General features: G+C 43.2%; 12 protein-coding genes. 5 read left to right on the top strand and 7 right to left on the bottom strand.

From position 1 onward, the window contains the following. The first annotated feature begins 206 nt into the window (after positions 1-206). Both aceF and lpdA read left to right on the top strand, forming a co-directional pair. Positions 207-2,117, top strand: coding sequence for a pyruvate dehydrogenase complex dihydrolipoyllysine-residue acetyltransferase (aceF, locus tag A1QC_RS10025; protein WP_017026308.1), 1,911 nt, complete (start codon positions 207-209; stop codon positions 2,115-2,117). 273 nt (positions 2,118-2,390) lie between these two features. After that, positions 2,391-3,818 carry a dihydrolipoyl dehydrogenase gene (gene lpdA / locus A1QC_RS10020; RefSeq protein ID WP_017026307.1) on the top strand — a complete coding sequence of 476 codons (1,428 nt, stop codon included), beginning with the start codon at positions 2,391-2,393 and terminating at the stop codon, positions 3,816-3,818. Between the two features lie 260 nt (positions 3,819-4,078). On the opposite strand, the gene A1QC_RS10015 is transcribed toward lpdA, so the two are convergent. Further along, positions 4,079-4,690 (bottom strand): TetR/AcrR family transcriptional regulator, encoded by a 612-nt coding sequence (locus tag A1QC_RS10015; protein ID WP_017026306.1) that lies wholly within the window; start codon positions 4,688-4,690, stop codon positions 4,079-4,081. A 235-nt stretch (positions 4,691-4,925) separates the two neighbouring features. On the opposite strand from A1QC_RS10015, the gene hpt reads away from it, so the two are divergent. Further along, positions 4,926-5,456 (top strand): hypoxanthine phosphoribosyltransferase, encoded by a 531-nt coding sequence (hpt, locus tag A1QC_RS10010; protein ID WP_017026305.1) that lies wholly within the window; start codon positions 4,926-4,928, stop codon positions 5,454-5,456. 177 nt (positions 5,457-5,633) lie between these two features. Here hpt and can read toward each other — a convergent pair whose 3' ends face one another. Beyond that, complete coding sequence (gene can, locus A1QC_RS10005) at positions 5,634-6,305, bottom strand: carbonate dehydratase (RefSeq protein ID WP_017026304.1); 672 nt, start codon at positions 6,303-6,305, stop codon at positions 5,634-5,636. A gap of 94 nt (positions 6,306-6,399) precedes the next feature. Between can and A1QC_RS10000 the strand changes: the two genes are divergently transcribed. Both A1QC_RS10000 and A1QC_RS09995 read left to right on the top strand, forming a co-directional pair. Then, a complete protein-coding gene (locus A1QC_RS10000) occupies positions 6,400-7,338 on the top strand; it encodes an ABC transporter ATP-binding protein (RefSeq protein ID WP_017026303.1) in 939 nt (312 codons plus the stop codon). Next, a complete protein-coding gene (locus tag A1QC_RS09995; protein ID WP_017026302.1) occupies positions 7,338-8,108 on the top strand; it encodes an ABC transporter permease in 771 nt (256 codons plus the stop codon). The genes A1QC_RS10000 and A1QC_RS09995 overlap by 1 nt, the downstream gene beginning before the upstream one ends. Positions 8,109-8,216: 108 nt before the next feature. Here A1QC_RS09995 and panC read toward each other — a convergent pair whose 3' ends face one another. From panC to gluQRS, 5 genes are all read right to left on the bottom strand, one after another. Next, a complete protein-coding gene (panC, locus tag A1QC_RS09990; RefSeq protein ID WP_017026301.1) occupies positions 8,217-9,095 on the bottom strand; it encodes a pantoate--beta-alanine ligase in 879 nt (292 codons plus the stop codon). A gap of 48 nt (positions 9,096-9,143) precedes the next feature. Beyond that, positions 9,144-9,938 (bottom strand): 3-methyl-2-oxobutanoate hydroxymethyltransferase, encoded by a 795-nt coding sequence (gene panB, locus A1QC_RS09985; RefSeq protein ID WP_017026300.1) that lies wholly within the window; start codon positions 9,936-9,938, stop codon positions 9,144-9,146. A gap of 45 nt (positions 9,939-9,983) precedes the next feature. Next, a complete protein-coding gene (gene folK / locus A1QC_RS09980) occupies positions 9,984-10,472 on the bottom strand; it encodes a 2-amino-4-hydroxy-6-hydroxymethyldihydropteridine diphosphokinase (protein WP_017026299.1) in 489 nt (162 codons plus the stop codon). Beyond that, on the bottom strand, positions 10,469-11,857 hold the full coding sequence (gene pcnB / locus A1QC_RS09975) for a polynucleotide adenylyltransferase PcnB (RefSeq protein WP_017026298.1): 1,389 nt from the start codon (positions 11,855-11,857) through the stop codon (positions 10,469-10,471). Before pcnB ends, folK begins: the two co-directional genes overlap by 4 nt. 191 nt (positions 11,858-12,048) lie before the next feature. Next, positions 12,049-12,921 carry a tRNA glutamyl-Q(34) synthetase GluQRS gene (gene gluQRS / locus A1QC_RS09970; RefSeq protein WP_017026297.1) on the bottom strand — a complete coding sequence of 291 codons (873 nt, stop codon included), beginning with the start codon at positions 12,919-12,921 and terminating at the stop codon, positions 12,049-12,051. Positions 12,922-12,941 lie beyond the last annotated feature (20 nt).

The following is a 12,941-nucleotide window of genomic DNA, read 5'->3' as shown; positions in this document are numbered from 1 at the left end:
ACTCACTTCGAAGTGAACGCAGGTTATGTTGTGGTTGCAGCGCTGACTGAGCTTGCTAAGCGTGGTGATGTTGAGAAATCAGTGATTGCAGAAGCGATTGCTAAATTCAACATCGACGCAGATAAAGTCAACCCTCTATACGCATAATCCAATTGGTTGCAATGGCTGTGAGCGGTTGCAACCAATCTATTAATTAGGAAAGAACAATGACAATCGAAATTAACGTACCTGACATTGGTGCCGATGAGGTTGAAGTAACTGAAATTCTTGTCAACGTTGGCGATAAAGTTGAAGAAGAACAGTCTCTTATTACAGTAGAAGGTGATAAAGCTTCTATGGAAGTACCGGCTCCTCAAGCGGGTATCGTAAAAGAAATCAAAATTAACGTAGGTGATTCAGTTTCGACTGGTTCATTTATCATGGTTTTTGAAGCGGAAGGCGCAGCAGCGGCTCCAGCGGCAGAAGCACCAAAAGCAGAGGCAGCTCCAGCGGCAGCGCCTGTTGCAGCTGAGCTAAAAGAAGTTCACGTACCAGATATTGGTGGTGATGAAGTTGAAGTCACTGAAATCATGGTTGCTATTGGCGACAGCATTGAAGAAGAACAATCTCTTCTTACGGTTGAAGGCGACAAAGCTTCAATGGAAGTACCTGCACCTTTCGCGGGCGTATTAAAAGAATTGAAAGTGAACACTGGTGATACAGTGACGACTGGTTCTTTAATTATGGTATTTGAAGTTGCTGGCTCTGGCGCAGCGGCTCCAGCTCCTGTAGCGGAACAAGCAGCTCCTGCTTCATCTGCGGCACCAGCAGCGTCTGCTTCTAAAGAAGTTCACGTTCCTGATATCGGTGGTGATGAAGTTGAAGTGACTGAAATCATGGTTGCGGTTGGCGATACAGTAGAAGAAGAGCAATCTTTGATTACGGTTGAAGGCGACAAAGCATCAATGGAAGTTCCTGCACCATTCGCTGGTACGGTTAAAGAGATTAAGATTGTTGCGGGCGACAAAGTGACAACGGGTTCTCTAATTATGGTATTCGACGTTGTTTCTTCGCAAGATAACAGCGGCGCAGCACCTGCTCCAGTAGCACAAGCCGCAGCTCCTCAAACATCTGCTGCTCCTGCTCCAAAAGCGGCGGCTCCAGCATCTCAAGCTCCAGCGGCAAACAACGATTTCCAAGAGAACAATGAGTACGCTCATGCGTCTCCAGTGGTTCGTCGTCTTGCTCGTGAGTTTGGTGTTAATCTGGCTAAAGTGAAGGGAACGGGTCGTAAGAGCCGCATCCTAAAAGAAGATGTACAAGATTTCGTGAAAGCGGCACTTAAACGTCTTGAGTCTGGTGCAGCAGCATCAGGTAAAGGCGATGGCGCAGCACTTGGCCTACTTCCTTGGCCAAAAGTGGATTTCAGCAAGTTCGGCGAAACTGAAATTCAAAAGCTTTCTAAGATCAAGAAAATTTCTGGCGCTAACCTGCATCGTAACTGGGTAATGATCCCGCACGTTACACAGTGGGACAACGCAGATATCACGGCATTAGAAGCGTTCCGTAAAGAGCAAAATGCGATTGAAGCGAAGAAAGACACTGGCATGAAGATCACACCACTTGTGTTCATCATGAAAGCGGTTGCTAAAGCACTAGAAGCATTCCCAACGTTTAACTCATCTCTTTCTGATGATGGCGAAAGTATCATTCTTAAGAAATACGTGAACGTAGGTATCGCGGTTGATACGCCAAATGGCCTAGTCGTTCCAGTATTCAAAGATGTAAACAAAAAAGGCATCTACGAACTTTCTGAAGAACTGGCGGTTATTTCTAAGAAAGCACGTTCAGGTAAGCTAACGGCTTCTGATATGCAAGGCGGTTGTTTCACTATTTCTAGCCTTGGCGGTATTGGTGGTACAGCGTTTACGCCAATTGTGAACGCACCAGAAGTGGGTATCCTAGGGGTATCTAAATCTGAAATGAAGCCTGTATGGAATGGTAAAGAATTTGAACCACGCCTACAGCTTCCACTTTCTTTATCTTACGATCACCGTGTGATCGATGGTGCTGAAGGTGCACGCTTCATTACTTACCTAAATGGTTGTTTATCTGACATCCGTCGTTTAGTGTTGTAATGGAATGAAATAGGGTGGCTCAGCGGCCACCTTATTTTTTATAAATTTCGGCTTATTGCATCGAAAGCCAGTATGGAAAAAGGCGCAATAGGACTCAAAAAGATAAAGAATGTTGTCTAGCTCACAGGCTCGCGTGAATGACTTTTCAGGGTGTGTACAAGTCGATAGACTGACTGCAATTCTGAAGTTAATAATTCACTCCCATTGCGGTTATTAATCCAAAAGTGGGAAACCGTCAGCTTGTCAGGGATAAATGACTATAACGAGGTCAAAATGAGCAAAGAAATTAAAGCCCAAGTAGTTGTACTTGGTGCAGGTCCTGCTGGTTACTCAGCAGCATTCCGTTGTGCCGATTTAGGCTTAGAAACGGTAATCGTTGAGCGTTATAACACTCTTGGTGGTGTTTGTTTGAACGTGGGTTGTATCCCATCGAAAGCGCTTTTACATGTTTCTAAAGTGATCGAAGAATCAAAAGCAATGGCTGCACACGGTGTTGTTTTTGGTGAACCACAAACTGACATCAACAAGATCCGTTCTTGGAAAGATAAAGTGATTACTCAGCTTACTGGCGGTCTTGCTGGTATGGCTAAAATGCGCAAAGTAACCGTAGTGAATGGCTTCGGTAAATTTACGAGTGCAAACACGCTTGAAGTGGTTGGCGAAGAAACAACAACTGTTACTTTTGATAATGCAATCGTAGCGGCGGGTTCTCGTCCAATTAAACTGCCTTTCATTCCGCATGAAGACCCACGTATTTGGGATTCAACTGACGCACTAGAATTGAAAGAAGTGCCTAAGAAACTGCTTGTTATGGGCGGCGGTATCATCGGTCTAGAAATGGGTACGGTGTACCACTCTCTAGGTTCTCAAATCGATGTAGTTGAAATGTTTGACCAAGTGATCCCAGCGGCTGATAAAGACGTTGTTAAAGTGTTCACCAAGCAAATTAAAGACAAATTCAACCTAATGCTTGAAACCAAAGTAACGGCTGTTGAAGCGAAAGAAGATGGTATTTACGTTTCAATGGAAGGCAAAAAAGCGCCAGCAGAAGCTGAACGTTACGATGCCGTTCTTGTTGCAATTGGCCGTGTACCAAACGGTAAGCTAATGGACGCTGAAAAAGCGGGTATCGAAGTTGATGAGCGTGGTTTCATCAATGTCGATAAGCAAATGCGTACAAACGTACCTCACATCCATGCTATCGGCGATATCGTTGGTCAACCTATGCTTGCTCACAAAGGTGTGCATGAAGGTCACGTTGCCGCTGAAGTGATTTCTGGTAAGAAACACTACTTCGATCCTAAAGTTATTCCATCAATTGCGTATACGGAGCCAGAAGTTGCGTGGGTTGGTAAAACTGAGAAAGAAGCGAAAGCGGAAGGCATCAACTACGAAACCGCTACTTTCCCTTGGGCTGCATCAGGCCGTGCAATCGCATCTGATTGTGCTGAAGGTATGACTAAGCTTATCTTCGATAAAGACACTCATCGCGTTATCGGTGGTGCTATCGTTGGTACTAACGGCGGTGAATTGCTAGGTGAAATCGGTCTTGCGATTGAAATGGGTTGTGATGCTGAAGATCTCGCGTTAACTATCCACGCTCACCCAACACTACACGAATCTGTTGGCCTAGCTGCTGAAGTGTTTGAAGGTACGATTACCGACCTTCCAAACGCAAAAGCACTAAAGCGTAAGAAGTAATAAAGCCGTTTCTAAGGGATAGAGCCGCGATTAGTTTTCTAGTTCTTGGTTTCTAGCTCCTAGAAGCAGTAAAGAAGGCCGCATGCTTGTTTGAGCATGCGGCCTTCTTGTATTTGTGTTGAAGGGTGTAAAGAAAAATGTTCTGTCTATGTGCTTAGCTCATCGATGGAATGAAAGATTGGATGGCTTTGGATTGGAAGCGCAAAAAGCGCTATCCGTGACGGTTATTCTATGGAACAGGGGCCAATATCCCCTGTACCTTATTTGTTTTTATAAATACACAACATGTCTAAGAAGCTAGTCACTAACTGGGTTAAGTATTCTTTATCTGGGCGACGGTTTGCTTGAACGTAGATCGAATAGCAAATGCCATGGAAAAGTTTGGCGATATTTCCGGGGTTATGATCGTTGCATAACTCTCCACTCTTGATAGCGCTGCTAAACAATTCACGGAAATATTTTTGATGTTGCCCATGAGTGGCTACAAACAGTGGCCAAACATCTTCGCGGGTTGAGGTGCTCCATTCAAACCAAATTTTAATCCATTGAGTGTCTTCTAATACTAAATCGATTAAACGGTTGGATATTGTTGATAAGTTGTCTTTTACCGGCTGAGATGGATCAATGTGTTCTTGAAGAAACGAAGAAAAGTTTTGCTCAACTTGGTTTAAAACTTCGTCGACTAAATCTTCACGAGTAGGGAAGTAATTAAATACTGTCGCGACCGATACCTGTGCAATGTCGGCTATATCAGCATGGCCACCACGACCAATTCCACGTTTAGCAAACACTTCTATTCCAATTTCAAGAAGTTGTAATTTTCTTTTTTCAGGATTTAATCGGGTCCTTGGGCGTTTTGTCATCATGTCCATATTCGAATCCTAGCTTAAAGGTTGTATGTAAAGTTTTGATTATTATATTTATTATGTGAATAAGTCTACCCTTGTCTATGGTCGTGTCAATGAATTAAAAATGAGCCCAGAAACCAAGAAACAGTTTAAAAGTTAACGAACACGCCTTGCAGTGATAGAATAGGCAACTTATGGTTTTAGTTTAGTCGAAATTTCTAAACTTATTTTGTGGCAAAATCTAATTATTGAGAAAAATATGAAACACACTGTAGAAGTAATGATCTCTGAACAGGAAGTGCAAGATCGAGTGAAAGCGCTAGGCAAGTCTATTGTTGAGCATTATCAAGGATCGGAGAATTTAGTGATTGTTGGGTTATTACGTGGTTCTTATGTTTTTATGGCTGATTTGTCACGCGCGATTGATTTAAACCATCAGATCGATTTTATGACCGCATCAAGCTATGGTAATGCCATGACCAGCTCTCGTGATGTGCGTATTCTTAAAGATTTAGATGATGATATTAAAGGGAAAGATGTTCTGTTAGTTGAAGATATTATTGATACCGGTAATACCTTGAGTAAAGTTCGTGAGATCCTTGAAATTCGTGAGCCTAATTCGATTGAAATTTGTACCTTATTAGATAAGCCATCTCGCCGTGAAGTGCATGTTGACGCAAAATGGATTGGCTTTGAAATTCCAGATGAGTTCGTAGTCGGTGTGGGCATTGATTATGCTCAAAAATATCGTAACTTACCTTTCATAGGCAAAGTGGTTCCACAAGAATAATATCAACATTTCCTCATTATTCTTGAATGCGATACCGCACATGAATATTGATCATTGGAATGATGATCCGCAACTGGCTAAGCTTAAATCTGTTGGCTTGGGCTGAAATAAAAAAGAGCGACTCAATGGTCGCTCTTTTTATCGGTTTAATCGTGACGAAAGGTCTTGCGTAAAGGTTTATCCACAAAGGTTGCTGGGATTATCTTCATGCAAAATTTTCGCAATCGATGCTTGGTGAGAGATCTCGAGTGTTTCGCGGCTATGACAGCGAACACCTAAATCATTTAATACACCATCACCAATACCATAAACCCAGCCGTGAATTTCAATTTTCTGGCCTCTTTCCCATGCTTGCTGTAGCACGGTTGAGTTACCTAAGTTATATGCCTGTTCGGCAACATTGATTTCACAAAGTTTGTTAGCCCATTCTTCTTTAGGGAATTGACCTAACCAATTACGGTGTTTTAAGTATAGATCTCGAATATGCAGTAACCAGTTGTTGATTAATCCTAAATTAGGGTTATCAATGGCGGCTTGCACACCACCACAACCGTAGTGACCACAGATGATGATATGCTTTACTTTCAATACATCGACCGCATATTGAACAACAGACAAGCAATTCAAATCGGTGTGGATGACTTGGTTTGCAACGTTACGGTGGACAAACAATTCTCCAGAGTAAAGCCCGGTAAGGCGCTCTGCTGGTACTCGACTGTCTGAACATCCAATCCATAGGTATTCAGGGTGTTGCGATTCTTCTAATTGAGTGAAAAATTCTGGGCGTTCTGATTTAATCGACTCAGCCCACGTCGAGTTATTTTGAAATAACTGTTTAATATCTGGCATGTTATGTTCCTCATTAACCTGCTTTACTATACACAAGACTGATAAAAATCAAATCCGATTTGTGATCTATTTATCAAAGGTAATTATTTTAATTATGAATGCATTAGAAATTCAAGACTTACGTAAAACCTATTCCGGTGGCGTGGAAGCGTTGAAGGGGGTGTCTTTATGCGTAGAACAAGGCGATTTTTACGCACTGCTTGGGCCTAATGGTGCAGGTAAATCGACCACGATTGGTGTGATCAGCTCGTTAGTGAATAAAACCTCTGGCAAGGTGAAAGTGTTTGGCTACGATATCGACACCGATTTGGTTAAAGCGAAACAACAGTTAGGCTTAGTCCCCCAAGAGTTCAACTTCAACCCGTTTGAAACGGTGTATCAAATTGTAATGCAACAAGCAGGTTATTACGGGGTATCTGGCGAGCTTGCCAAACAAAGAGCTGAAAAATACCTGACGCAATTGGACTTGTGGGGAAAGCGTAACGAACGTGCACGTCACCTTTCAGGTGGCATGAAACGTCGTTTAATGATTGCTCGTGCTTTAATGCATGAACCTAAGCTTTTGATCCTTGATGAACCAACAGCAGGGGTGGATATTGAGCTTCGCCGTTCGATGTGGGAGTTCTTAAAGCAAATCAACCAAGAAGGTGTGACGATTATTCTAACGACGCACTATTTGGAAGAGGCGGAAATGCTGTGTCGTAATATCGGTATTATTAATCGCGGGGAAGTGATTGAAAATACGTCGATGAAGGCGTTATTAAATAAACTGCATGTTGAAACCTTTATCTTGGATTTACAGGGGTGTGAGAGCAAACCTGAGTTGCTTGATGCCAAAATCACGCACTTCTCCAGTAATAGTTTGGAAGTGGAAATTGATAAAACGCAGGGGCTAAATCGTGTATTTGAGCAATTGACTGAGCAAGGTGTGCAAGTGCTCTCGATGAGAAATAAAGCCAACCGGTTAGAAGAGTTATTTGTCACGATTGTTCGCGATGGTGAGAAGACGCAATCACAAGAAGGAAACCAATAATGGCTGAGCTCTATTGGACCGCTTTTAAAAGCTTGGTCAGCAAAGAAATTCGCCGCTTTATGCGTATTTGGGTACAAACCATTGTGCCTCCCGCAATCACTATGACGTTGTATTTTATTATCTTCGGAAATCTAATTGGTTCTCGTATTGGTGAGATGAACGGTTTTAGCTACATGGAATATATTGTTCCGGGCTTGATCATGATGTCGGTGATCACTAACTCTTATTCGAATGTGGCTTCGTCGTTTTTCAGTGCGAAATTTCAAAAGAATATTGAAGAATTGTTAGTGGCTCCCGTGCCACACCACATCATTATTTGTGGCTATGTGATGGGTGGGGTGATCCGTGGGTTAATGGTGGGCGCGATGGTGACGGCGGTTTCCTTGTTCTTTGTTGATTTGCAAATCCATCATTGGTTTATCATTGTTTCAACGGTATTTTTAACCTCGGTTGTTTTTGCTCTTGGCGGATTAATTAATGCGGTATTTGCTGATACGTTTGATGATATCTCAATCATCCCAACGTTCATCTTAACGCCTTTGACCTACCTTGGTGGTGTCTTTTATTCGATCAGCTTATTGCCTGAATTTTGGCAAGGTGTGTCGAAGATCAACCCAATCGTTTATATGGTGAATGCGTTCCGTTATGGCTTCTTAGGGGTGTCTGATGTGGGGATAGTGGCTTCATTTAGCGTTTTGTTAGCATTTATTGTTGTGCTGTATACCATTGCTTATCGTTTGGTATCGAAAGGAATCGGTTTACGTAGCTAACGTTTACCTTATTTTCCGCTTTAAGTCGTATTGGAAATAAAAATCCCGCGATGGTTGGAATGAACCATAGCGGGATTGTTTTAAGAGAAGTAAGGTCTCAAACCTAGCTTATTCTTCTTCACCATCGTTTGCACTGCTAGACAGCTCAACCGTTATGTTATCAATCAGGCGTACTTGACCAAGATGTGCAGCCATTAACACCACAACTTTACTGCTTTCTTCGTTAGCAAGTTGCAAGGTGTTAGCGTCGCGGATAAAAATATCATCAGGTTCTAAGTCGGCGGCTCTTAATTGATCTTGAGCGTCTTCAATCAACGATGTGTAATCTTGGCGACCGCCACGTAATTGGCTGCCGACCCAACGCATAGTGCGCGCTAAAACCGGTGCTCGTTGACGCTCACTTAATGTTAAGCGAGTATTACGTGAGCTCATGGCTAAGCCATCCATTTCACGTACTGTTGGTACGCCAATCACTTCAATATCCATCGCAAGATCGGTCACCATTTTTTGGATGACGGCGAGTTGTTGGAAATCTTTTTCACCAAAACATGCTACATCTGGCTGAACGATATTGAACAATTTAGTCACAATCGTGCTTACGCCACGAAAATGACCTGGGCGAGATGCCCCTTCTAACATGTGCGATAGACCCGGAACTTCGACAAAGGTTTGTTTATCAAGTCCGTCAGGGTACATGACTTCAGGTGTTGGAGTGAAAACGAATTCGACACCTTCACCATTGAGTTTGCTTAAGTCATCATCTAATGTTCTTGGATAATTATTTAAGTCATCGGCACGTTCAAACTGCATCGGATTGACAAAAATACTGACTACAACGAGATCGGCATGTTCACGCGCTTTACGGACTAAGGTCAAGTGACCTTCATGTAAGTTGCCCATTGTTGGGACAAAAGCGATACGACGACCATCTCGACGAGCACTTTTTAGCTGGTCTCTTAATGAGACAACATCAGCAAAAGTTTGCATGTTTGTTCCTTGTTCTATACCAATTACTACGATAAGTATTATTTGAGGTTATTCAAAGCTATGTTCTGCGCCCGGGAATACTCCCGCCTCAACATCTTGGATATATTGTTGAATGGCTTTTTGCATGCTGCCAGTTTCTACTAAAAAGTTTTTAGAAAATTTAGGCATATAATTGGCTGAGATACCAAACATGTCATGCATGACAAGAATTTGCCCATCTGTTTCTTTCCCCGCGCCAATACCAATCACTGGAATATCCAATTCACGAGTAATACGCTGAGCAAGGCTAGTTGGCACGCATTCTAACACTAAAAGTTGTGCTCCGGCATTTTGAAGTGCAATCGCATCGATAACCATTTGCTCTGCTTTTTCTTGTTCACGCCCTTGAATACGAAAACCACCAAAAATATTGACCGATTGCGGCGTTAATCCAAGGTGGGCACAAACAGGAACAGAACGCTCAGTCAACTGCTTGACGGTTTCAATTAACCAACTGCCACCTTCGAGTTTAACCATGTTGGCACCTGCGCGCATCAATGTGGCTGCTTCTTGGCAAGCTTGCTCTGGTGTGGCGTAACTCATAAACGGCATGTCGGCAACTAATAAGCAATTAGGGCTACCAGCACGTACGCAGCGAGTATGGTATGCAATATCTTCAACCGTGACCGGCAAAGTACTTTCTTGACCTTGTAATACCATGCCTAATGAATCGCCAACCAAAAGAAGGGGCATTTCTTGTTGCTCAAAGAGTTGAGAGAAACTGGCATCGTAAGCGGTAGAGGTCGCAAATTTACGGCCTTCTTGTTTCCACTTCATTAAGGTATTAATTGAAACTTTTTTCATCATTCTGTCCTTATTAGATAGGCGCGGCACATAAGCGATTACTTATTATTGTGCTTGCCAAATCGTAAGCCCGTTGCGATCGACGTGGTGCAGTAACGTGGCGAGCTCAGTTCCATCAGGAAGTTGTAATTGAGGGGCGATTTCATGTAACGGATAAAGAACAAACTCACGTACCTTCATACCGTAATGGGGAACGGTTAAACGCTCGTTGTCGATAATTTCATTACCATATAAGAGAATATCGAGATCTAAACTGCGTGGTCCCCAGCGTTCTTCTTTACGTTCACGCCCTTGATTTTGCTCGATGGCTTGAGTGCAGTCGAGCAAGGCTAAAGGGGATAATTGGGTTTGAACTTTTGCCACCGCATTAATGTAATCCGGTTGATCTTGTGGCCCCATTGGCGTGCTGCTGTACAAAGAAGAGCACGCAAGTAAATCAATATGGGGATGTTGGCGCAGGGCTTGAATTGCTTGCTGCGCTTGTTCAACTGGGTTAGATAAATTACTGCCAATAGCAAGGTAAACAGTGATCATTCTTGAGACCTTGGCTTGGTTGTTTTTCGCTTGGTTTGAGGGCGTTTTCGGCGGCGACCAGTTGGTTTAGGATTGCCCAAGGTTTGCACCATGTTTTGTCGGTGAACCGAAGGGGCATCTTGAAATTCGTGCCACCAAAGAGCTAACTCTTCAGTTGGACCACCTTCAATTTGTCCTCGCATTTCTAACATATCAAAACCGGCGCGGAACTTGTTTAGCTCCAGCATTTGGAATGCTCGTTTACCGGTGCGGCGTGTTAAGCGCAGTTGCAGTTGCCAAATATCACGAATGGTTGCGGTATGACGGCGAGGGATCGCTAATTGCTTAACTTGATCATCGAGTAGTTCATTACTGGCCATCATAATGGCGTCGTAATAGCTGAGCTTACGCACTTCCATTAAATCTTTGGCACGGTATTGCAATGGGTACCATAAGAAGGCTGCAAACATAAAGGCAGGGTTGATACGTTTTCCGTCATTGATGCGTTTGTCGGTTGAGTTCAACACGATCTCAATCATCTGCTCGACATCGGAATTTTGCGCTTCAGTAAAGTGACGAGCAACCGTTGGAAATAAGGCAGAGAACAGATCGTATTGACGAAGAAGCTTGTAAGTGGCTAGGCCTTGGCCTGCTTGAAGTAATTTTAGGGATTCTTCAAATAAACGTGCCGCGGGAACACTAGTCATTAAATGTGCCAGTTCTTTAATTGGCGCTGCAGTTGCTGGCGCTATGCTCATGTCTAGCTTGGCCGCAAAACGGATTGCACGGATCATTCGCACCGGATCTTCACGATAACGGGTTTCCGGATCACCAATCATGCGGATGATACCATCTTTTAAATCGTTTACGCCGTTGGCATAGTCATGAATGCTGAAATCGGCAATGTTGTAATACATGGCATTAACGGTGAAATCACGACGCTCAGCATCTTCCTCAACCGTGCCGTACACGTTATCTCGAAGTAACATGCCTTCTTTTGATTGAGCCGATTGATTTTTTTCTGGCTCTTGATGATGGCCACGGAAAGTAGCGACTTCAATAATATCACGACCAAACATGATGTGAGCTAAACGGAAACGGCGTCCGATTAATCGGCAATTACGAAATAGTTCTTTGATTTGTTCTGGGGTCGCATTGGTTGCAATATCAAAATCTTTCGGCTGTTTGTCGAGCAGTATGTCACGTACACCACCACCGACAAGAAAAGCGTCATAGCCGTGATTATGTAATCGATACAACACTTTCAGGGCATTTTCACTGATGTGTGAGCGTGAGACAGTATGCTCTTGGCGAGTGATAATGTTCAGATTAACTTCTCCATTTGAGCCATCTTGATTTGAACTTTTTTGGTCTTTATTTGTGTTTGTAAATAGCTTACGACACAAATTAGCAGCTTGAGTGAAAATAACCCACCTCGGTAGTTTCGTTAACTGAACGCCGCGATGATCAAATGAATTCGTTCTAAGTGAATTCGTTCAAAGCGAGAATAGAATTTTATAACTGTATCGATATCTAATACAGAAAAAGTTGCGCCAATAATAGCCTAGGTTGGCCTATTTTAGAATGGTTACTTGGATTATAGGGTGCTAGAAGCGAGTGAATTAGGCAATTGTTGCAATGACCAGTGTTGGCATCCCCATTCAATCATTTGTTCAATGCTGGCCGATTGAAAATCATCCGGTAAGGTAAAGCCAAGAAACAGCATGACTTTGATTAAGGTTTCTTTGGCACAATGGGTATCAACAGCGGGGGCATGATTTTGTTTTGAGAGCTTATTGCCATGTTCATCCAGCGCGAGCGGCAAATGAATATAACTTACTTCTGGTTGGTTTAAGTACCGATATAAATTAATTTGTCGACCGGTTGGCTCGATCAGATCCGCACCTCTGACTACTTCGGTCACTCCTTGGTCGATATCATCAAGCACTACGGCAAGGTTATAGGCAAATAAGCCATCTCGACGTTTGATAATGAAATCTTCTTGTGCAAGTTGATGGGGAATTGTAATCACGCCATGTTTTTGATCGGTAAATTGCTCTATCGCTTGTTTTACATGCAGTCGAACGGAGCAACCCTCAGGTGTGAGCTGGCTTTTATGGCGGCAAGTGCCAAGGTAGAAGCCGCCACCTTGCTTGATTTGTTTACGAGTGCATTGGCAATAATAAGCCAGTCCAGAAGCTAACCAGCTATCGATTTGTTCTTGATAACGTTGATGACGCTGACTTTGATAAATAACTGAACCATCCCAATGCAAACCATAAGATTCTAGGGTGTTTAAGATTAGGCTGGATGCGCCGGGCATTTCGCGTGGGGGATCAAGATCTTCAATGCGTACGAGCCATTGGCCCTGCTGGGATTTTGCTTGGAAATAACTGCCAAATGCGGCAATAAGCGAGCCAAAATGAAGTGGCCCTGAAGGGGATGGAGCAAAACGACCAATGTAAGTCATGGGGGGTAATGACAATCAGA

The organism is Vibrio rumoiensis 1S-45, assembly GCF_000286955.2.
GTDB lineage: Bacteria > Pseudomonadota > Gammaproteobacteria > Enterobacterales > Vibrionaceae > Vibrio > Vibrio rumoiensis_A.
The sequence above is the reverse complement of the archived record's forward strand: the minus strand, read 5'-3'. Positions and strand labels throughout refer to the sequence as shown.